General features: G+C 49.8%; 20 protein-coding genes. 6 read left to right on the top strand and 14 right to left on the bottom strand.

What is annotated here, in order from left to right; translation table 11 throughout:
- Window positions 1–101 precede the first annotated feature (101 nt).
- The 10 genes from ACNI29_RS07195 to ACNI29_RS07150 form a co-directional block, all read right to left on the bottom strand.
- The gene (locus tag ACNI29_RS07195) at window positions 102–1,427 is read right to left on the bottom strand and encodes an HD domain-containing protein (RefSeq protein ID WP_419781525.1); all 1,326 of its coding nucleotides are present in this window, start codon (window positions 1,425–1,427) and stop codon (window positions 102–104) included.
- Window positions 1,428–1,544: 117 nt separating this feature from the next.
- Window positions 1,545–2,816, bottom strand: coding sequence for a dihydroorotase (locus ACNI29_RS07190; RefSeq protein ID WP_419781524.1), 1,272 nt, complete (start codon window positions 2,814–2,816; stop codon window positions 1,545–1,547).
- An 11-nt stretch (window positions 2,817–2,827) separates the two neighbouring features.
- On the bottom strand, window positions 2,828–3,751 hold the full coding sequence (locus tag ACNI29_RS07185; RefSeq protein ID WP_419781523.1) for an aspartate carbamoyltransferase catalytic subunit: 924 nt from the start codon (window positions 3,749–3,751) through the stop codon (window positions 2,828–2,830).
- Window positions 3,752–3,784: 33 nt separating this feature from the next.
- Window positions 3,785–4,891 (bottom strand): amidohydrolase family protein, encoded by a 1,107-nt coding sequence (locus ACNI29_RS07180; RefSeq protein WP_419781522.1) that lies wholly within the window; start codon window positions 4,889–4,891, stop codon window positions 3,785–3,787.
- Between the two features lie 76 nt (window positions 4,892–4,967).
- Entirely contained in the window at window positions 4,968–5,327 is a 360-nt protein-coding gene (locus tag ACNI29_RS07175; protein ID WP_419781521.1) for a hypothetical protein, read from the bottom strand.
- Between the two features lie 89 nt (window positions 5,328–5,416).
- A complete protein-coding gene (gene sppA, locus ACNI29_RS07170) occupies window positions 5,417–6,385 on the bottom strand; it encodes a signal peptide peptidase SppA (protein WP_419781520.1) in 969 nt (322 codons plus the stop codon).
- 135 nt (window positions 6,386–6,520) lie between these two features.
- A complete protein-coding gene (locus ACNI29_RS07165) occupies window positions 6,521–7,156 on the bottom strand; it encodes a LysE family translocator (protein ID WP_419781519.1) in 636 nt (211 codons plus the stop codon).
- A gap of 355 nt (window positions 7,157–7,511) precedes the next feature.
- Window positions 7,512–7,763, bottom strand: coding sequence for a hypothetical protein (locus ACNI29_RS07160; RefSeq protein ID WP_419781518.1), 252 nt, complete (start codon window positions 7,761–7,763; stop codon window positions 7,512–7,514).
- 703 nt (window positions 7,764–8,466) lie between these two features.
- Window positions 8,467–9,357 (bottom strand): zinc dependent phospholipase C family protein, encoded by an 891-nt coding sequence (locus tag ACNI29_RS07155; RefSeq protein WP_419781517.1) that lies wholly within the window; start codon window positions 9,355–9,357, stop codon window positions 8,467–8,469.
- A 43-nt stretch (window positions 9,358–9,400) separates the two neighbouring features.
- The gene (locus tag ACNI29_RS07150) at window positions 9,401–10,786 is read right to left on the bottom strand and encodes a phospholipase D-like domain-containing protein (protein WP_419781516.1); all 1,386 of its coding nucleotides are present in this window, start codon (window positions 10,784–10,786) and stop codon (window positions 9,401–9,403) included.
- 349 nt (window positions 10,787–11,135) lie between these two features.
- Here ACNI29_RS07150 and ACNI29_RS07145 point away from each other — a divergent pair, with 349 nt between their 5' ends.
- From ACNI29_RS07145 to ACNI29_RS07135, 3 genes are read left to right on the top strand one after another with little or no spacing between them, the layout of a single operon-like run.
- Window positions 11,136–12,302 (top strand): Crp/Fnr family transcriptional regulator, encoded by a 1,167-nt coding sequence (locus ACNI29_RS07145; protein WP_419781515.1) that lies wholly within the window; start codon window positions 11,136–11,138, stop codon window positions 12,300–12,302.
- Window positions 12,299–13,075 carry a motility protein A gene (locus ACNI29_RS07140; RefSeq protein ID WP_419781514.1) on the top strand — a complete coding sequence of 259 codons (777 nt, stop codon included), beginning with the start codon at window positions 12,299–12,301 and terminating at the stop codon, window positions 13,073–13,075. Before ACNI29_RS07145 ends, ACNI29_RS07140 begins: the two co-directional genes overlap by 4 nt.
- A gap of 12 nt (window positions 13,076–13,087) precedes the next feature.
- Window positions 13,088–13,813, top strand: coding sequence for an OmpA/MotB family protein (locus ACNI29_RS07135; protein WP_419781513.1), 726 nt, complete (start codon window positions 13,088–13,090; stop codon window positions 13,811–13,813).
- Window positions 13,814–13,995: 182 nt separating this feature from the next.
- Here the strand turns inward: ACNI29_RS07135 and ACNI29_RS07130 are convergent, their stop codons facing one another.
- The 4 genes from ACNI29_RS07130 to ACNI29_RS07115 all read right to left on the bottom strand — a co-directional run bounded on the left by ACNI29_RS07130 (window position 13,996) and on the right by ACNI29_RS07115 (window position 19,293).
- Entirely contained in the window at window positions 13,996–14,967 is a 972-nt protein-coding gene (locus ACNI29_RS07130) for a glycosyltransferase (protein ID WP_419781512.1), read from the bottom strand.
- Window positions 14,967–15,845 (bottom strand): ChbG/HpnK family deacetylase, encoded by an 879-nt coding sequence (locus tag ACNI29_RS07125; protein ID WP_419781511.1) that lies wholly within the window; start codon window positions 15,843–15,845, stop codon window positions 14,967–14,969. The genes ACNI29_RS07130 and ACNI29_RS07125 overlap by 1 nt, the downstream gene beginning before the upstream one ends.
- 80 nt (window positions 15,846–15,925) lie before the next feature.
- Window positions 15,926–16,144 (bottom strand): flagellar biosynthesis anti-sigma factor FlgM, encoded by a 219-nt coding sequence (locus tag ACNI29_RS07120; protein WP_419781510.1) that lies wholly within the window; start codon window positions 16,142–16,144, stop codon window positions 15,926–15,928.
- 263 nt (window positions 16,145–16,407) lie between these two features.
- Entirely contained in the window at window positions 16,408–19,293 is a 2,886-nt protein-coding gene (locus tag ACNI29_RS07115; RefSeq protein ID WP_419781509.1) for an insulinase family protein, read from the bottom strand.
- Between the two features lie 243 nt (window positions 19,294–19,536).
- Between ACNI29_RS07115 and ACNI29_RS07110 the strand changes: the two genes are divergently transcribed.
- The 3 genes from ACNI29_RS07110 (at window position 19,537) to ACNI29_RS07100 (ending at window position 21,635) form a co-directional block, all read left to right on the top strand.
- The gene (locus ACNI29_RS07110) at window positions 19,537–20,169 is read left to right on the top strand and encodes a peroxiredoxin (protein WP_419781508.1); all 633 of its coding nucleotides are present in this window, start codon (window positions 19,537–19,539) and stop codon (window positions 20,167–20,169) included.
- Between the two features lie 226 nt (window positions 20,170–20,395).
- On the top strand, window positions 20,396–21,184 hold the full coding sequence (locus tag ACNI29_RS07105; protein ID WP_419781507.1) for a class I SAM-dependent methyltransferase: 789 nt from the start codon (window positions 20,396–20,398) through the stop codon (window positions 21,182–21,184).
- A 19-nt stretch (window positions 21,185–21,203) separates the two neighbouring features.
- The gene (locus ACNI29_RS07100) at window positions 21,204–21,635 is read left to right on the top strand and encodes an RT0821/Lpp0805 family surface protein (protein ID WP_419781506.1); all 432 of its coding nucleotides are present in this window, start codon (window positions 21,204–21,206) and stop codon (window positions 21,633–21,635) included.
- Window positions 21,636–21,686 lie beyond the last annotated feature (51 nt).

The raw sequence follows: 21,686 nt of genomic DNA, 5'->3' as shown, positions 1-21,686 counted from the left end.
GATTAATGTTCTTAGTATATTTTCTGTTGCAGGTATGTACGTAAAAAAGCCTCTGAAACGTATGGTTCCAGAGGCTTTTCTTGTTGATATTATAGCTGGTGTTAAGCTTTCTTGGCCTGCTCAATCACATATTCAATGGCTTCTTCCATGTTGGTTACATCGCCTGAAATCTGCGCTTTAAGCAGGGATTCGCGGATGATACCGACGCCGGGACCGGGCTTGAGTCCGGTGTGCTGCATGATCTCGTTACCGTTGAGGAATGGATCAAGAGCTTCTTCAGGAATATCTGCGCGTTCAAGCATTTTCATATTATGGTTGAACTCTTTATAGGTGGTGTCGCGGGCTTTGATGTCCGCACGTACCATCTCGATAAGACGGGGATATTCATCCAATGCCTTGAATTTACGGATACCTTTATCTGTAAGCATGAACTGGAAGCGCATGTGGTTACGTACCAGATCGCAGATGAGATCCACGTCTTCCTGCGGGAAGTTGAGGCGGGTCAGGATTTTTCTGGTCACTTTTGCGCCTACACGGTGGTGCTGCAGGAACTGCCAGCGTCCGTCAACTTCTTCAGCAGTGTAGAGTTTACCTACATCGTGGAACATGCATGCTACTACGCCGAACCAGTCGTAAGGCAGTTCTTCGGGGTAGAGGCGCATAACATCGAGAGTGTGGGTAAAAACATCCTCGGTTTCGCCGGTCTTGCTGTTCTTAATCTGAGTGAGTCTGGAAAGAGCTGCAAGTTCGGGGATCAGACCGTGCAGGAGCATGGTTTCGAAAAGCAGGGAAACGAAAACGTACATGTTTTCGGATTCAACCTTGCGCCATTCGTCCATGATTTCAGGCACGGGAACGTAATCGAGAATACGCTTGCAGGAGCGGATAATCGCGATTTTAGTGTTTGTTTCAATGGGCAGGTTATAGTTGGCTGCAAAGCGCAAAGCCCTGATGCCCATCAGATAGTTGCTTTTGAGTGCCTGATCCGGGATACCAAGCAAACGAACTTCACCGCTGCTGAGTTCAGCAAATCCTTCATAAGGATCCTGAGCCTTTGGGATGTACGGGCAGGCCAGAGACATGGGAATCTGGTGCTTTTTCTCAAGGGCTTTGAGCAGTCTCGGGGTCATGCGGGATACGCATTCTTCCGGGTGAGATGAATTACTGGTTTCAGAGGGGTAAAAATAAAAAGTGTTCCCGCCTTCATTCAAAATAGCGGTAATGTCCTTCTGATTGGAGGGCTGGATGTTTGGGAACAGTTTGGCCAGCTTTTTGAAATCAAGCTCGGTGGAAATATCCAGTTCGACTTCTTCACCTTTATCGTCAATGGTCAGCTTCTGAAGCCTTTCGTTAATAATGTAAGCATCATAGCCGTTACGCATGATGGTTTTACAAATTCCCACCGCGTCCTTGAAAGGTTCGCTCATTAATATCTCCTTATCAAAAATAAACAACCTGCAGCCTAAGCAGCAGCTGATCAACTATATAAAATTATTAGTTTTAACCTTTGTTAAACAGACTTATGTGCGGTCTGTTAAAAGAGGTCATACTATTTTTTTGCCACTAAGGAAATGGCTTATGACCCGTCCTTTCAAGGTTTGTCCGCGGAAAGGAGTGTTTTTTCCCTTGGAGTGCATGCTTGATGCATCCAGCACCCATTCTTCACTGGGATCAAAAAGGAAGAAATCTGCAGGATCACCTTTCTTGAAGCTGTTCAGGGGCAGATTGAAAGTTTCGCAAGGGGCGGTGGTCCACATGCGGATGAAATTGTCGAAGGAGAGTTTGCCGTTCGCCACCAGTGACCATGTCAGGGATAGCGCTGAATCAAGGCCGGAAATGCCGCAGGGTGCGTGCATGAATTCCACTTCTTTTTCATGGGCGGCATGAGGCGCATGATCGGTGGCGAACATGTCGATGGTCCCGTCCTTGATTGCGGCGAGCAATGCTTTGACATCATCAGCAGTGCGTAGCGGCGGGTTGACCTTGGTGTCGGAATTGTAACCATGCAGGGCTTCTTCTGTGAGCAGCAGGTAGTGCGGGCATGTTTCAGCGGTGACTTTGACCCCGCGCTTTTTGGCCCACGCAATCAGGTCAACTGATTTGCGGCAGGAGATATGGGCCAGATGGATATGCAGGTCCAGATATTCGGCCATGAGCAGATCGCGGGCGACCTGTGCGGCTTCTGCAACATCTGGCTGTGCGGCAAGGCCGAGTACTGAGGAAACTTCACCTTCATTCACCCCGGCAGCCGGAGCAAGATAAGGGTCTTCACAATGGTCGATGACCGGTTTCCCGGTATCGGAGCAGTATTCCATGGCCCGACGGAAAAGTTCGCTGTTTTTGACCGGGAGGCCGTCGTTGGAGAAAGCGGCACATCCGGCATCAGCCATTTCATGCATTGGAGCCAGCTCTTCGCCTTTCAATCCCTTGGTCAGTGCGCCGATGGGGAAAAGTCTGGGGCCACCTTCAGGGAATGCGGCTCTGGCTTTACGCAGCATTTCATCCGTAACAACGGAATTGTCGTTAACCGGATCGGTGTTGGCCATGCACATAATGTTGGAAAAACCGCCGTGTACGGCAGCTTTCAGGCCGGATGCGATGTCTTCCTTGTACTCAAAGCCCGGCTCGCGCAGATGGGTGTGCACGTCAGTCAGCGAAGGCATAACCATCAAGCCTTTGGCTGCTACGATTTCAGCACCTTCATACATCTCATCAGATGAAGGTTTTACTTCTAAAATTTTACCGTCAGCAACAAGGAGATCGACTTCTTCGCCTTTCCATACTGCCTTGCGGATAACAAGTTCAGGATGAGTCATGTTTGTTCTCCTTATTTTTTACGGGTGAGGTAGAGGTACAGTAACGCCATGCGGGTAGCGACACCGGAAGCTACCTGATCGAGCACGAGGCTGGCTTCGCAGTCGGCAAGCTCGGAGTTGATTTCAACACCGCGGTTCATGGGGCCGGGGTGCATGATCTTTACATCCGGGTTGGCCTGTTCAATCTGCTTATGTCCGAGGCCGAAGTAGTTGGAATATTCGCGCAGATCGGGAAGCAGACCGTCTTGCTGGCGTTCCAGCTGCAAGCGCAGACACATGATGGCGTCAACGCCTTTGCAGGCTTCGTTGATGTCGGTGTAGACCTCTGCAGGCCATTTTCTGATGTACGGCGGCAGCAGGGTGCGTGGGCCGCAGAAGCGGACTTTTGCCCCCATCTTGTTGAGCAGGGTCAGGTTGGAGCGTGCTACGCGGCTGTGGGCGATGTCTCCGAGAATGAGGACGGTTTTGCCTTCAAGGGAACCCCATTGCTGATAGAGGGTAAAACCATCAAGCAGGGCTTGAGTGGGGTGCGCGTGGCGTCCATCTCCGGCATTGATGATGCTGCAGTCGAGGCGCTCAGCAAGAAACTGCGCTGCGCCGCTGGCCCAGTGGCGGATGACAATGCCGTCCGGGTTCATGGCCTGCAGGGTCAGGGCAGTATCCTTGAGGGTTTCGCCCTTGGTCAGGCTGCTGGAGCTTTTGGCAAGGGAGAAGGTGTCGCAGGAAAGCCGTTTTCCGGCCATGTCGAATGAGGTTTTTGTGCGGGTGCTCGGTTCGGCAAAAAAAAGGACCACACTATGGCCTTTTAAAGTCGGTACCTTCTTTACCGGACGGGAGTTGATTTCCTGAAAGTAAGTTGCAGTTTCGAAAACGTGCTGCACTTCCTCTTTGCTGAGCTGGTTTACATCCAGCAGATCCTTATGTCGCCATTCCATGAGTGTTCCTCTTAGGTTGCGGTGCGAAAAGTATTAAAACAAAAGATCTTCAAGACGGGCGGGAACGGTCGTATAAACCGCACGTTTGCCCTTTTCCAGAGATCCGTAAGATTCGTCTATTCTCAGGGCTCTTGCGCTGTTGGTGGTCACCAGAGCAAGGGCTTCAGCCGAAGATAATGAAATTTTGATGTTTTTAAGCAGGTATTCAAGCTCATTCCACATGGAAAGATCATGGTTTGAAGCTATACTGTCTGTACCCAGACAGGTGTTTATACCTGATTTCAGGATTAATTCCCACGGGGCGCGACCTTCGCCGATGTATGTATTGGAGCGGGGGCAAAGGCAGACATTCACCTTGCGTTCGAGAAGGGTGCTGATATCTTCTTCCGCAACACGAACGCAATGGACAGCAAGAGTGTATTCATCAAGCAATCCGAGCTTTTCAGCGTATTCTACGGGGCGTAAACCTTTGTTGCCGCAATCTGCCAGCAGTCCGGCTCCCTTGAGCATTCCGGCGAATTCCCCGGTCCCGTGGGCAACAATTTCATCCTCTTCCGCATTTTCGGCGAGGTGGATCGGGAAGGGCAGTCCTGCTGCATCGTTGGCCTTTTTTACTCTCTGCAAAAGTCCGGCTCCGGTGGAGTAGAGGGAATGACCGGACCCGGCTGCGCGCCCGTACTCAAATTCTTTTTGCGGAAAGAATTTGGCCTTTTCTTTGGGGGTCTGCACTCCTATAGCCTCGCAACAGGCATAGAAGCCCATGCCCAGTTCATCAAGGACCGATGCTACTTGAGCACAATTGCGGGTGGATATGTCTACGCAAAAAGCAGTTCCGGAGTCGCGCATCTCCTGCACTGCGTTACGGACAGCTTCGGTGTCGAGATCATAAAGGGGGTTGGAAAGCAGGGACTTGATCCAGCCGGTAAATCCCTTTTCCTGCACGGTTTTGCCGCGCAAATGGGAAAGCTCTAGATGGACATGGGCATTGATCAGGCCGGGAACCAAGGTCACTTCGCCGAGGTCTTCCACTTCTCCTGAAAAAGCGTTTTTCAGTTCGGACCATGTTCCTGTTTCAAGGATACATCTACCGTCATGGATCAGGGCAAAATCCTCGATTAGAGAATTATCCCTGTTCGTCATTGTTAGGGCACGCGCCGCTCTTATGCATTTTGTCATGGCAAAAAAATGCCGGACCATTATGGTCCGGCAGGAATAGTTATTTTTTAGCTTTGGGATCTTCAAAGAATACGTAATTGCAGGCGTAGTCGCTGAATTCAAAGTAGACCTTGTTTTCACCGGGGTCCGCTTTACCGTTCAGGTTGGCATCAAGGATACCGTAACCGAATCGGTAGGGGCGTTGAGTGCGTTCTTTGGTTCCGGAAGCAGTGGAAAGCTTGTCGATTTTTATGAATCGTTTGATCAGTTTGCCACCGGAATAAATTTCAAGAACTCCGTCTACGCCGGTCCAGTTCTGAATGGAACGTCCTATACGGTTCTGGGTTTCCTGTGTGCATGCGCTGAAAACAGCGAGGGAAAAAAGCAGGATGAATACCTTGATCAGTCTGTTTTTTTTCATTCGGTTCTCCGGTTAAGGGTTGCTGTCATCAGGTCAAACGGGCAGTTCATACATGTTTTTTGCCGGAAAGCAAAGCAGTGAAACTATCATTATTCCGCAGCGGGGAGCCAGAGGTAATGAAAGCCAGCCTTGGGCGGCATGAGGTTCCCGGCATCAATATTGATCAGTGCAGGGGCTGCTGCTTGTGATGATGCGGAGTTGTAGAGCGTATCGTTGGGGTAGCTCTTGCGTTTATAGGTGATGACTTTAGAGTCTTGCGCAATCCCGGCCAGCCTGCACGCTTGTTCAATGGCATCCGGCAGGTAGCCGAGGCTGTCAACAAGACCCGCTTTCTTAGCACCTTCGGCACTGAAGACCTGAGCGGTAAATATGGTTTTCAATTGGTTTTCAGGTATTGAGCGGTGCTTTTTTACCAGCCCCTGAAAGCGTTCAGCATAATCATTGATGATACCGTCAATGATCTTTTTCTGTTCCGGTGTATCGGGCTTGAAGGGAAAACCCATGTCCTTATTGCGACCGGACTTGGATACTTCCACGGAAACACCGATTTTATCCATCAACCCTTCAATTTTGGGGCGGATGAAGATTACCCCGATGGAACCGGTCAGGGTAGTGGGGTGGGCCATGATGTGATCGGCGGGCAGGCTGACATAGTAGCCGCCGGAAGCAGCCACATCCATCATGGATACCACTACTTTGGCTCCGGTCTTTTCTTTGAATCGCACGATTTCATTATATAAAATGTCGCTTGCGGTAACCCCGCCGCCGGGGGAGTTCACTTTAAGAACCAGAGCTTTGATGTCCTCGTCTTCGGCTGCTTTTTTCAAGCGGGAGGAAACTTCCTGCACAAGGCTGGGAGAACTGCCCAGCAGGCCGCGCTTGCCCTCGGCGGAGATGGTTCCATCAACAGAAATAACGAGTACCTTGTTGTCGCCTTCACCCTGCTGGACTTTTTCAAGCAGAGGGTCGGTTCCGTCCGGGAAGAAATTAACCCTCGGCTGGCAGCCGCAGAGTATTAATGATGCGAGTACGAATATGGTCAGTAATATTTTTTTCATGATTATGCTCCTTGGTAATGGGAAAGTAGCAGATGGGGTGGGGGCGGGCAACCGGTCTTGTTGTTGGGGCTAATAAAAAGCGTCCGACGTTAACTAACGGCGGACGCAGAAATTAGTGTTATTTGAGTGTGTTTCCTATCGTTCATACATAGCCAATTTAATCCCGAAAGCCACGAATACCGACCCCAGCGCGCGGTCCAGCCAGACCTGCAATCTTTCGCTGTTGCGCAATTTTCCGGTGATGCGGTCTCCTGCATAGATCAGCGGCGGTTCCACAAAGGCTGCGGTGACGATGATCAGGGTTCCGTGCAGCATGAGCTGGGCCCAGACCGGACCCGCTCCCGGCACTACGAATTGCGGCAGGAAAGCGATAAAGAAGGTAGCAACCTTGGGGTTGAGCAAATGGATGAACATGCCCTGCTTGAAGATGGCTGCAGTGTCCAGCGAATTAGAATTTTTCCTGATGTCCAAGGCACTTCCTTTTGAGCGAAAGGCATCAATGGCCAGCCAGAACAAATAAATTACCCCGACCCATTTGACGATGTTGAAGGCTGTTGCTGATGCCGCCACAACCGCCGCAAGGCCGAGGGCTGTCAGGATTACATAGAGAAATGCCCCGGACCAGATTCCGAACATGGCGGCAAATCCGGCTTTGCGTCCTCCGGTAACGGTATGGCTGAGTATGTAGGCCATATCCGGTCCCGGTGCGATGTTGAGCAGCAGGGCGGCGAGAAGGAAGGTTGTCCAATGGGCAAGATCGTATTCAAACATGGTTGAACCTCGGAAAGTTAGAAATGCACAAGACCACGACACATGAATGTGGCGTGTGACTTTAGACAAGGTTCTGTTTTTGGCGCGGGAAACAGGACAGCTGCTTCAGGCAAAGCAGCAGAAAGGCAGGCAAAGAATATTCAAATTGCCTGAGAAAAGAAACCACGGAAATGGATTCTCATTTGAAATATACCCGGCCCACTCGCAACTGATCACAAGGGACCGGGTTTTTAAAGATTTACCGGCTTACCATGTAAAGCGGCAAAAGATGTATTTTCCGAAAGCTGACAGTACAAAATAAACTTATGTCTATTCTGTAACTCAAATTTATACCGGTAAATTTGAGTGCGTTGCCCTAGCGGGACATGCGCGCGAGCTGTCTGCGGTATTCGGGGGAGATTTCAAGACGCTCAATGTGGCGCAGGTCCACAAGAGAACTTCTCATCTGTGCGCTTTTGGTTTCGCGGATTGCGGCTACGGTCCATACAGGAAGCCAGAGACCGAGGGTCGCGATGGTCAGCACAGCGTGCATGCTGTGGTTTACTTCGCCGCCGTTGCGTGCTGCGCGGGTAGCAGCCCAAGCCTTGATGGTTCCGATTGCGTACATATTATATTCCTCCAAAAAAATTTGGTTCAATTTGCGTTGTTCACAATTCCCACCTATGCCCGAGTCCAATGCAAGTCAACAGCTGTTAATGTAAAACTTAAAAATACATGGCAAATAATATTCATAGTGTTTTACTTCAATATTATCATATAAAATCAATATCTTGTATTTATTTATAATAGCTCTAGAGAGTGCTGTGTCAGGATTCAGACAGCGTTGATTTTAAAATCAATACGTTGGTGAAAAATTTCTCAAGCATGTCTGGTGTACACACCCTTTTACAATATTGGAACAAAGGTTGAATTGATATATAGTTGATATACTTATGGTAATTTTTAAAATAACCAAAAAAATGTCATTTTTGTAAAATCGCGGACAAGCAGACGAATGACCCGGAAAAGTAGGAATCGATTATCCAGCACTGTGTAATTTTTGCTAAATATGTTTGTGTTAATGCAGTGTTGATGTGTTGCTGATGTTGTATCAGAGTTTACAACATTGATATTTTTAAAACTGCATTGGATATACATAAAAGCTGCTTTTGCTAGAATATAAAACAAATTCATACGAACGAAATTTGTGTTATTGCGAAAATGGCCGACTTTTAGAGTGTAAAAAAATAAATATGCAGAACAAAATTCATGTGTTTCTGTGATGAAAGTTTTAACGACTTGAAAACAGTCCTGCCGACCGACGTAAGGGGTCAGCTTTTGAGCATGGTGGCGACTCCGCCAAGTTTGGCGAGGCTGGTAATCTTCTCATCAATCACGAAGCGTGGTTCGAATGGAACATTGCGCTTCAGGGCGGTTTTCCAGTTGTTTGCACCTTTTGCAAGGGCGATGTTCTCCGCGCCGATGGGGTCGAAATTTGTAGCAACGCCATCCTTGGGGGAGTTGAGCATGTCCACCACCACCCGATATGAATAATCAACAATTGAATGCAGGTAATTTTGCTGAAAAGCCGGGACGACTTTTTGGGATACTTTCAGGGATTTGCTGATCGCCTTATATTCCAGCAGGGCTATGGTCTGGTGAAATACTTTTTTCTTGAACAGAAAGCTGAATTTCTTTGCGTCCATGTGTTTGCGGAGAGTGAAGTCGGCATCCTGGTTGGCTTTGCGGAAAAGGCGGGCGGCCTCCTGCGCTGACCAGTTCACCTGATCATCCGCCAGCATTTCAATGTACACATGGCTGAGCCTGCTGCCGGAGCGGGCTTGCTGCATCAGGTTCGGTACATAATAATTATGGGCAATAATGTCCGCTGCCAGATGGGAAAGGTAGCCCAGTGCGTATGCTTTCAGGTGTTCATCATCAGATTCGTCCAGCAGGTTGAATCCGGTTTCCCAGTTGTGGCTGTGCAGTCTTTTGGCTTTACTGCCTTTGCCTATGAAAATATCTGCGCTCAAGCAGCCGTATAGAAATATTGCCGAGTTGGAGAGCAGCAGTCTGGCGACTCCGTCGGCCAGTACGGTCGTGTTGGAGAGGACGGCATTGCCGATAGCCATGTGGACACCCGGACCCCATGCGAAAGATGCCGCAGCACTACCGAGCAGCATGATTGCGGAAGAAATCAAAATCAGAAGCAGTTTTCTCATATCTATAAAATATCCCCGGCTTGGTCAGGTCTAAAAATTCCGCTTAGAGCAGAGGGGCCACCAGTCTTGCCGCACCTTCAATTGTGTCGCGTACCGGGCCGACAGGAACCGTGCCTTCAGTACTTGCGTCAATGAGTCCTTGTACCCAGTCGCTAACAGGTCTGACGTCTTGTTCGGAGTATGAGAAAAGGACGATTTCATAATTCAGGAACAGGCTGCGCATATCCATATTCGCTGATCCGACAACCGCTAGACGGTCATCAACAACAATGACTTTGGCATGGACCATGTGCGGGTACTTGACGACCCGTCCTCCGCATTCCTCCAGATCGCGCAGGTGCGTACCGCGCGCAAGGTCCGCCAATGAATGGTTTGACTTTGCCGGGACCACTACCCGCAGGTCAACACCACGTAAGGCTGCGAGACGCAGGGCCTGGGCCAGAGCCTCATCCGGAACGTAGTAGGGGGTAACGATCCAAAGCCTTTTTTCGGCTGTGAAAGCGGCAGTCAGCAGGGCATCGTGCACCGGATCACGGGGTACGTCAGGGCCGGAAGGAACAACCTGCATGACTCCGTCACCGCTGACCGCAGAACCTTTGGTGCAGGGGGGGATAATATTGACCTTTTCACCGGATGCAAAGAGCCAGTCGGATTGAAATACTTCAATGTAATGTCGTACCGCAGGGCCCTGCAGTACAAAGGAAAGATCGGTCCAGCGGTCCTCGCATGGCTCCGGGCCGATGTATTCATTGGCGATGTTGGTTCCACCGGCCAGCACATAGGTCTGGTCGGCGATTGCGATCTTGCGGTGATTGCGCAGATTGCTGTTTCCGTGAAAGGGGGCCCGGAAAAGAGGCATGAAGTAAGCCACTTTTCCGCCGTTATCGATAAGTTCTTTAAGGAAACGCCGGGTGGTGAACAGGGAGCCTATGTCGTCCAGCAGCAGACGGACAGTTACACCTGATGCTGCCTTGCGGGCCAGCCTATCTACAATGTCTTTACCTACATCATCCCGTGAAAGAATGAAGGTGGTGATCAGAATCTGGTGTTCTGCATTCTCAATCAGTTTGATCAACTCATTGTATATATCAATACCGGTAGGGCAGAGCCGCAGGCAGTTGCCGCTGGTCGCACCGGGGATTCCGTATTCACGGAGCATTATATCGATGGGGTCGGCGTCATCCGCTGGGATGGTTTCCTGAACTTCAAGATGAATGTCTGCCTTGGTGTGGGCGTCCCGTTTTAGCTTGCGGCCTCCGAATATCAGATAAAAGGGTACACCCACATAGGGAACAAAGAAGATTGCCAGCAACCAGGCAAATGCGGCCGAAGAAGTGCGCTGCTTACGCAGGATGGACATTACCAGTATCGCAGCCAGCAAAAAACCGCCTACAACAGCGAGGTGTCCGAATAAGAGATTCCATTCCATAATCAGTTCCTGAAGTCCGGTTAGTGTATTCGCGGATCGGGTCATGTACGCCTTGTCCAGTCTAGCAGGATTTAGTTCAAGTGGTAAGGTCTTTAATGCTTGGTAAAATCCTTTGGATTGAGTCCTCTGTCCCGTAAATAGAAAAGGTGCAACGGATGATAGATTTGTGTTATACTTGAACGCAAATCTCCGGTGTATTGTTCTTTATTGTGAACTAATATATGTTATTAACCGCAGGTGTTGATTTTGCCGTAGCGCAACACGTTGATTTGTCGGATATTTAGGTGTCAGTTGTTTTCGGGAGTTCGTATTTCTTGCCTGTTTCAGGGCAATACCGAGGGAGTCGTTAATGGGGGCCAGCAGTCCTAACATCAAGTCCTTTTACAAAGGGCAGGAAATTTTCAAGGAAGGACAGGAGAGTTCCGTAGCCTACATGATCAAGAAGGGTGCGGTTAACATCTACAAGATCCAGAACAACGAGAAGATTATCCTTGCCCGGCTCGGAGAAGGCGAAATTTTCGGCGAAATGGGCATCATTTCCAAGGGCGCTCGTTCCGCCAATGCCGAAGCAGCCGAGTACTGTGATCTGGTTATTCTAACCGACCAGATCATCCTCAAGCTGCTGGACCAGTGCCCAAGGACAATCCAGTACATGACCCGTTTGCTGGTCAAACGTCTGGCCCGTACCGGTGAAATGATTTCCTCCAAGGGACACCGCAGTAACTTTACCAGCATCTGCAATATATTAGACCTTGCCTATCGTACCCACATCAGCATGGACCGGGAACAGGCCCGCAAGGAACGTAACCATGACCTCGGTCTTGATTACACCAAACTCTGCAAGACCATCCGTAACATAATCCTTGTTTCTCAGGCTGAGATCGACGCAGTAATTAATAAGCTTAAAAGTCTCAAGATTCTCAATGCTATCGACCTGCGCACCGGCAAGGCGTTTCCGGACCGCTTTATCCAGATCGCCGATCCGGACAGCTTTCTTGAAGTAGCCAACAATCTTTTTAAGGAATTGCAGCAGACTGCTTATACTCCCACATCCGAGCTGCAGATTGTCGATATTTATGAAATCGCCAAGATGTTGGATAGTGATCCTAAAATTATCTACAAGAAAATCGGGCAGGAAGATTTTCCGGAGACCATGTTCATGTTCGACCGTAATAAGGTTAATGACTGGGCTTCCGAGAAAGAGCCGGACTATTTCAGCAAGGTTAAGAAAAAGAAGAAGTCCATTGATGAGCTGGAGGATATTGAGGACATCGTTTTTGTGGACAATGCAACCCTCAAGGAAGTTTTCACCCGCTTGGGTTACCATAAGCTTGGTGTGCTGATGAGCATTGCCGAGAATGACGCGCGCAAGAAAATTCTGGCCAACCTTGCCAAGAAGATTGCCAAAATCGTTCAGGATGAAGTGCGCGACAATGTGGATGAAACCGAGGCGGAAGATGTCCTTACCGAGCTTTTCGAGATGGTCCGGGAGATAAAAGGGGGGGATAAGAAGTGAATATAGCCACCATAATCGGTATATTTTGCGGTATCGCCATTCTCATGGTCGCTACCTACACCTCCACTGATTCGGTCGGGGTATTTATCAACCTGCCCGGTATCGCTATCGTTGGCGGTGGTACGATTGCTTCCACATTTATCTGTTACCCCCTGCGTGAGGTTATGCGCGTGCTTGGTGTCTTCATGATGGCCATGGGCGCGGATGAACTGCCCCTCGAAAACTACATCAACGTTATCGTCAACCTTTCCAAGGATGTTTCCTCCAAAGGTGAAGAACATCTTGAGGGTAGCCTGAAAAATATTGAAAACGATTTTTTGCGTGAAGGTTTGCAGATGCTTGTGGACGGTTATTCCAAAGAGGAAATCAAAGAGATTCTCGATAACCGCATTCAGCAGTACCATGAGCAGGAATACAGTGCCGCCGGAATTTATCGGACCATGTCCACCCTGTCTCCTGCATTCGGTATTATCGGGACCCTGATCGGTCTTATTGCCATGATGCAGGGAATGGGCAGCGATATTGCCGCTATCGGTCCGGCCATGGCAACTGCTCTGACCACAACCCTTTACGGTGCGCTTTTCGCCAACATGCTTTTCATGCCCATCGCTATTAAGGTGGAGAAGAGAATTGACGAGATTACCCTGCTGATGCGGGTTATCCGGGACGGTATTCTGTTCATCAAAGACAAGACTCCTTCTGCCATTGTAATGGACAAGCTTAAGGGCTATCTGCCCCCGCGTAAGTGGGCTACTGTCAAGGCTAAAAAGTAGGCGGAGTAAACTATGTCGGATGAATTCAGTTTAAAAAAGCCTCAGCAGGGCGGAGAAGAGGGCGGCTGGGCCCTTACTCTGGCAGATATGATGACTCTGTTGCTCTGTTTTTTTGTGCTTTTACTGGCTATTGCCGACGTGGATCAGAATAAATATAAGGATGTTTCTGATTCCCTTGCTTCAGCCATGGGTGTGCCCGTGCCGCCTAAGGGAGAGGCTGATACCTTTGAAGGTGCTCCGGTGGCCCGCAGGGTTATCAGTGAGAAACAACGTAATATTTTTGAAATGCAACTGGAAATGGCCCGGTTGGTGGGGCGTGAATCCAAGGCCCTGAAAATTAAGATGCGTCCGGATTCTGTCGCTATTGTGCTCAAGGGCGGTTTTTTCTTCCCCAGCGGTAAGGCGGACCTGACCCAAGGCGCGAAAAGGGTGCTGGGCAAGATTGCCCCGACACTCGCCAAGTCGCCGTATGACGTTGTTGTAGAAGGGCACTCGGATAACATCCCCATGCGCTCAAGACAGTTTCCGTCCAACTGGGAGCTTTCCTCAGCCCGCGCCAGTGCGGTTGCCCGCTACCTGCTTGATAACGGGTTCAGCAAGTCTCGCATTAAAGTTTTAGGCATGGCCGACACTGCTCCTGCATATCCCAATATTGATGAGAACGGCAAATCCCTTCCCGAGAATCAGAAACGTAACCGCAGGGTTGTATTGCTGGTTTATCCGGCGAAGAATAAATAGGCTTGTCTTATCTGCTACCTCTGAATCACCCCTCAAGGTATCCCTTAAATTACCTCAGGATGGGATGTTGGTGGTGGTTTATAGTTTTAAATATGTTTCAAACAAAAAAACCGGGGCAGTTGAATATTCAACTGCCCCGGTTTTTTATTGCAAGTTTTAAGAAAGTCAGCGGAAGGCTTACTTTACTCTTTCTCTACAACTTCCCGTATCTGGTAGGTCTTGGTTCCCATGACGGCGTCATAGGTGTTGGCCAGTGATTCGAGGATGAACCCGGTGGACATGAAACCCAGTGAACTCAGATAGAGCAGGATGCAGCCCATGAAAGGGGGGCGGGTTCCCATGTGGACCCCGAAAAAGACTTTTTCGTAAAGCAGCCAGACCATGACCAGTGATGCGAGCATGAACATGGCCAGACTGATGCGTCCAAACAGATAGATGGGACGCTGCTTGAAAGAGGACTGGAACCAGAGCATGACAATGTCGAAAAGCACGTCAATGGAGCGGGCCAGGCCGTAGTGGCTTTCCCCGGCAAAACGCGGGGGCGCGGAAATGGGTACTTCGGAAGTGGAACCGCCCATGCCGTAAACCAGCGCGGGAATGAGTCTGTGCTGACCTTCGCGCAGGGTCATGGAGCGGGCCAGTTTACCCTTGAGTACGGAAAGACCGCCCATGTCGCGTACCTGACAGCCGCTGGTTGCGCGCATCAGGTAGTTGGCTATCTTACTGGGCAGCTTGCGTTTGATCATGGATTCGCCACGGTTGGTGCGGCAGCCGGAAACAAGGTCGTATCCCTTGCGTATTTCTTCAATTAAGGAAGGAACTTCTTCAGGTTTGTGCTGCAGGTCTCCGTCCATGATAACTACATAACATCCTTTGCTTTCCTGAATCCCGGCGTAGATTGCGGTACATTGTCCACGGTTGCGGGCGAGCATGATTCCCTTGATGTTGGTGTCTTCGGCGGCAAGCTCGCGGATGATGGATTCCGTGCTGTCTGTGGAGCCGTCATTTACCAGCAGAATTTCGTAAGTTGTGCTCATCCCCTGCAAGGCGGCGGTAATACGTTTGTGGAATTCACGTACGCAACCTTCTTCGTTGTGCATGGGGGTGACAATGCTGATCTCAATCTCGCGTTCACATTTTTCAGCTTTTATCATTATTTGATTTCTCCGCTACGGGGATCAATCTGCCCGTAGTTGATGGGGGTAGCCCCCAGTTCATTAAATATTGCCAGCCATTCCTTGTGCAGCAGGGATTCGGATTCCTCTCTCCACTGCGTTTCAACCCGCATGGGACCGAACTCAGAGGGTAACGGCTCGTCACCATGTTCAGGGAGACCGGGATGGCAGACGATTTCAACTATTTCAGGTCGATATGTTTCGACGTACTTTTTAAAAAGTTGCGGGTCCAGATTCTCTTTCTGGTCGCCTATTCCCCAGACGCAATCAGCCGTGCGCGGCTCCTTGCCGGGAAAGCTTGCACCGAGGCAGAGCTGTAAAAAACGGGCGCGCAGCATGCCTTTGTCAAAACGGTTCATGGGAGTGTGCTCGAACGGGCGGCGTATCCATTTAATGCCGTACTTACTGGCGATTTTTCCGGCTAGATTGTAGAGTCCGGGCCATGCATGGATGTGTTTTTCACTGTCAAAGTGGGTTAGGCGGACTTTGTGGTCGAGCAGGTATTCCACCTGCGCGGACCATTCCTTCTCCACTTCAGAAAGCTTGATGCGTCCGGTTATGTAGCGCAGCAGCAGAGATGTGTAGTTGCCGAAAAGCAGACCGTCATCATCCACAAGGCTGGGGATGTGGTCCGGGTTGGAGATGGGTTTGCCGCGCAGCAGGTTAAGGTGCGCCCCAAGCCCCAAGCCTTCATGCTTGTCTTGCAAAAGCACGGATTCGGATAAATCCGGTCCATTGGCAAGGACTGTGGAAGAGGTTACAATCCCGCGTCCATCACCACATCTGGCAAGTCGATCCACAGCACGGCGAACAGCCGGATGCAGTCCAAGGTCATCCACATTTATTACAACTAACATCATACCTCCGGTTACAAACGCCGGAAGTTTAAATGCATGTGGCGTGAAGGTAAAGTAAAATGGTGTGGGACAGCCTTAAATCAGTTAAAACCGCTGATTTTGGCTTCGGAGCGGACCAGATTGATGGCAATTTCCCCGATGGCAGGGCGATAGGTTCCGGCCCGAATCTGGTCGCGGAGTTTGGAAAGTCTTTCTTGCCGTTCAGCGGAATCTTCCTCATTGAATGAGTATTCCTGTTCTTCTGGCGAGAGTGTGCAGGACAGCAGCATGCTGTCGTTATCAGTCCTGTCGAAAGTCATCTCCCCTCCCGGAGTGGTTTTTCAACTTCTACTGGTTATGGTTTTGTGTGTGGTTAATAATCATATCGTCCACAATCGGGAGATATTTAGTGTTGGTTAAAAGAAAAGAGCGATTTCATAAATGTATGAAATCGCTCTTTTTATTGATCTATAAGATTAGTTCAAAACAGATAACGGTTCAAAACTATTAAAAGTTTTTGAAGAGTCCAGAGAAACTTTTTTCAAAAAGTTTCTTTGGCCCCCGGAGGGCCGCCGGAGGCATTTTACAAAACATCCACGAGATCCAGATCAAGACCGGATTCTTCCATGGCTTTTTTGCTGCCGAGAACAACTACATCGCCGTTGTCAGCCACGGACTGTGCCGCCTTAGCGAAATTGCGGAAATCCTGCTCACTGCAAGCGAGAACCTGTTCGCGGATTGCCTGCCGGAAAGCAGCATCTTCGCCGCTCAAGTGGCGTACCATGGAGGTGAAACCTTTGGCATCGGGCAGCATGTAGCTGTCGATCTCACCGATACCGCCGAGCACCGCTTTTTCCAGCTCGTCGCTGTTAACTTCGAGATTGTTAAGGTAATCGGCTACACCGTCGTAGGTATCAAGGGTGCGGGTCAGGTTGGGGTCGCGGTAGGATACAAAGCTCAAACTGCCGGAAGAGCGGTCGAACATGGAGAAGGAACCGTAAGCTCCACCCTGCACGCGGACCTTATCCCAGAGGTATCCGGTACGCAGGTAGCGGCTGATCACATGGGCAGCGCCGGAATATTCGTAACCATGTTCGTAAACATTTGCCCCCTTGGCAACGTAGTTGACCTGTGCGGGGATGCACAGACCTTCGGCCTTGGAAAAAGCCTGTCTGTTACGGGTTGCGGAAGCTGTGCTGCCTGCGGGCAGATTACCGACCATATCGGCAATAGTGCTCTCGACAGAAGCAAAGTTCTTGGCATCAAGGGTTACGTTGGTCAGCAGGTTGGCCTGATTGAGGATTGCAGCCCTGATTGCTTCAAGGTCGGCAACCACGGAATCGAAATCGCTTTCAACCCGTCCGGCAAGTTCGCGCAGGAACTCAAGGCCGGAAATACCGTTCATGAGTTCGTTGATGTATCCGGCTTCGTTGAAGCGTGCTTTCATGCGGGTGGCAGCCATGATGTGGCCGGAAGGAACAAGGGCCTGCTCCTTGCGGGCTTTGGATTCCAGTACCAGCTGGCGGATGCGTTCCTTGTTGTCCAGGGAAGCTTCGCGGAGCAGCTCGCCCATGATGGAGCAAAGGTCTGAGCTGCGCTCGGCTGTGGCTTTACCGCGCAGTATGAAACGGGTGTAGCTCTCGTCCACGCCATGCTTGGAGTTCACGAGAGAAGAGGGGGAAATTCCACCGGTCTTGGCAGCCATGCGTCTGGTCATGGTCACGAAATCTGTGGATTTGGTCCCGGTCTGAACCAGTGCCCGTCCAAAAAGGGGCAGGTAGGGGATCAGCCTGTCTTCCAGTCCCGCAAAGTCAAAGGCCATATCAAGGTAGACAATGCCGTTGGTATCCAGATCGTGATAGAGCATTTCGCCTTTTTCTTCGCAGACGATCTCCTTACCTTTCTTGTCCAGATCGGAAACTTTGAGGCGGGGAATGGTAGCCAGTGCTTCAGGATCGTCATGCGCCTCCTGCTCTTTCTGGAGTTCTTCAGCTTTGGCGACCACGGCTTTATATTCGGCTTCATCCATGCTTTTCCGTGCAGCGGCAAGCTCGGCTTTTTCCCTTTCTTCGCGCTCAGGTCCGACATTGCTGTCCGGCAGGAGCAGCACAGAGGAGCGGTAGGTGTTGTTCAGGAAAATTTCCTCAATGAGCGGTTCGAAAATCTTCTCGCCCTTTTCAATGCGCGCTTTGAGATCTGCCAGAGGTTGTTCGTAACGCACGTATTCAAGTGGATGCTCGTCATATAACCATGAAGTCATGGCGGTGATCATCACTGAAAGACCGCGCGGATAGGAACCTGTGTTATTTTCACGCATATGAAATTCAATGGTGTTCAGGGCCGCATCAATATCCTCACGTGCAATGCCGGTTGCGGTGAGTTCTTTGAGAGTGGAGAAAACCAGTTCTTCAACTTTGGGTCCGTCTTCGGCTTCGATTCCTTTCAGTCCGGTGGAGAAGTAGAGCTGACGCAGTTCATTTTCCAGCCCGACCCCGGCCATATCTTCACCCAGTCCGGAATCATTGAGTGCTTTGCGCAGAGGAGAGGAGGGCAGACCGATGAGAATCTGTTCCAGAACGCTCAGTTCAAGATCGGACATGGAATCACGGTCCCGGCCGATGCCGAAGTTGACGGTGAACATGGCTTTCTGGTTTCCGTCATCGGATGCGGCGTACTTCTTTTCAACCGCAACAGGGGCGGTGAAGGGGGCCTGAATTCCTATTTCGGATTTGGGGTCGATCTTATCATACTGGGAAAAATATTCGTCGAGCATAACCAGACGGTGCTCAGGGTCATCATCCCCGTAGAAAAATGCATAGGCATTGGAGGGATGGTAGTATTTACCGTGAAAGTCCATGAACTCATCAAAGGTCAACTCGGGAATTACTTCCGGGTCACCCCCTGAATCAAGGCCGTAGGTGATGTCCGGGAACAGTGAGTGCTGAGTGGCTTCGTAAAGCAGGCTGTCCGGGGAAGAGTAGGCCCCTTTCATTTCATTGAAGACAACGCCCTTGTAGCTCAGGGTTCCGTCTTCTTCAGGAACATAGTGCCAGCCTTCCTGCATGAGGGTGTTGGGAGTCAGGTTGGGGAAGAATACCGCATCAAGGTATACACCGACAAGGTTGCGGAAATCCTGCTCGTTGGGGCTGGCTACCGGGTAAACGGTTTTGTCCGGGTAGGTCATTGCGTTGAGAAATGTTTGCAACGAGCATTTTAGAAGTTCAACAAAAGGTTCTTTGACCGGATATTTTTTGGAGCCGCAAAGTACCGAATGTTCGAGGATGTGCGGCAGCCCGGTGCTGTTTTCCGGGGGAGTGCGGAAGCTGATGCCGAAGGTTTTGTTTTCATCATTATTAATTACGGACAGAACCCGCCCGCCGGTCTTTTCATGTTCATAGATAACGGCCTCGCCGTTAAGCTCGCTGAGATGTTCACGTGATATTTCTTTAAAGCCGTGCATATTGGTCATTTATATCTCCATAAGGTTGATGATCACCTGAAATTACCTAAAATATTTTCTCAATGCAATGAACTAAACACTATTTCATCTATGTCCAGTTTACATAAAATCAGTAGCTTAGAGGTTAATTAATAAAAATTACGATTACTGTTGACACATAAAAAAGAATTTCATACTCTGCTTTCAACAGACAGGAAAAAAATGTTATTACCATATTGATTCTGAATTTAAATTCTCAAAGGAGATAGAAAAATGAGCTGCACAGAAGTTTACGAAGAAGTTCTTTCCTCAGCATCCATCGGTGAAACCATTCCAGATTTCGTCATGGAAGCTTATGACCCCGAAGATTGCGGGTTCACAGAAGTTAAGTTTGAAGAAATACGCAAAGCGGGAAAGTGGCTGGTTCTGTTTTTCTACCCGGCGGATTTTACATTCGTCTGCCCCACAGAGCTTGCCGACCTCGCGGATAAGCAAGCTGAACTGGAAAAACTCGGTTGTGAAGTGGTTTCCGTTTCCACCGATACCAAGTTCACACATCTGGCATGGAAAAATGACGAAAGACTGCTCCAGAATGTGAAGTACAAAATGGCAGCAGACCCTACCGGCGAAGTTTCCGACTTCTTCGGTGTCTATGACCACAACACCGGTCTGGCACTGCGTGGAACATTCGTTATCAACCCTGACGGAATGCTGGTTTCATCTGAAGTCAACTTCTACAACGTGGGCCGTAACGCTGCAGAGCTGCTGCGAAAGATCGAAGCCAACGTTTACCTCAAGGATCATCCGGAAGAAGCCTGTCCCGCACGCTGGACTCCCGGTGAAAAGACCCTGACTCCCAGTGAAAAGCTGGTTGGTAAGGTCTACGAAGAACTCAACGGAGAGTAGGCAGCTGGAACTTTTAAGCTGCCTGAATATATTAAGGATTTAGTTAACCAATTACAGTCTACCCCTCAGGTTAACACAAAACAGTCATTGCACCTCGTCTCCTCTAACAGCGCAGTACGCCCGGAATCCCCCATGTTCCGGGCGTACTTTTTTGCTTTGACCGGATCATACTTGGCGTTTATCCTTAAACACTGGGTGGAATTGTTCGATAAACTTTGAGGTAAGTATGATCTGGGACGGCTTTGACGCTGAAAAATTTGAAGCATGGTTTAAGACTCCTGCAGGGAAATTTGCCCTTGAGCAGGAGGTCGGTCTTATGGACCATCTTATTTCCAGTTGGCCTCGCCGCAAAAGGAAGCTGCTTGAAGTCGGCTGCGGAACAGGTCTTTTTTTGGACCATCTTTATCGTGCCGGCTTTGATGTCAGCGGAGTTGACCATTCCCCGGTTATGCTGGAAGCAGCACATAAGCGATTGGGCAACCGTGCTTCCCTTTATCTTTGTAACGGCGAGCATCTGCCGTTTTCAGATAATGAGTTTGATTTTACAGTGCTCTGGACCGTGCTGGAATTCTGCGCCGAACCGGAAGATATGCTGAGCGAGGCCGTGCGGGTTTCCGCAGGCGGTGTCCTGATCGGTTTTCTCAACCGCCATTCAATTTATTTTTTCACCCACGGAAGGATGTGGCCTTGGGCTTCCAGCTCAACTCTGCGTAATGCGAATTGGTTTTCGCCTTCGGAAATGCGCAGGGCGGTAAAAAAGGTGAGCGGATACGGTCCCGCCATGACCCGTTCCGTTTTACCCGGTCCCATGTGGAGCTGGCAGGAGAGGACACCGTTCAAGCAGCTGAATGGTTTGATTTATCCCCCATATTTTGGTGCCTTTACCGGTAGTCGCATAGATTTCACCAACCGTAGGCCCATGAACCCGTTGCACGCATGGAAAAATATGCCTTCAGCAGTAACTTCTGCTAAAAGAAAAGCTCTTAAACCGGAGTGCTTCCGGGATTCAAAGTAAATTTTCAAGGAGATTTGAGATGAAAAAAATTGTTCCCTTTCTGATCATCTGTTTTTTGTTTGTAGCCTCAGGTTGCGCCAATAAAGCCCAGTCCGGGGCCGGGATAGGTGCTCTGGCCGGGGCGACCATCGGTGCGCTGACCTTCAAGAACAAAGCCTCCGGTGCAGCCATCGGTGCAGGTATCGGGGCTCTTATGGGGTATGTGGTCGGTAATGAATGGGATAAGTACGACGAGAAACAGGTTGCCAAGACATTAGAGGACAATCCTTCCGGTCAGGTTTCAACCTGGACCAATCCCGATACCGGAAAATCCTATAGCGCAACTCCGGCTCCGGCTTACATGAATCAGGGCAAGGTATGTCGTGATGTCGTTATAACCGAAGACGGCGGCGAAAAGATTATGGCCAAGGCCTGTCGTGGAGAGGATGGTGTTTGGAGATTGAAGCAGTAGTTAATTATTTGATACCTATATAAAAACGCGGCTCCGTTCGGGGCCGCGTTT

The organism is Maridesulfovibrio spiralis (SeqCode) (genome assembly GCF_048571135.1).
Taxonomy (GTDB): Bacteria; Desulfobacterota; Desulfovibrionia; order Desulfovibrionales; family Desulfovibrionaceae; genus Maridesulfovibrio; species Maridesulfovibrio spiralis.
The sequence above is the reverse complement of the archived record's forward strand: the minus strand, read 5'-3'. Positions and strand labels throughout refer to the sequence as shown.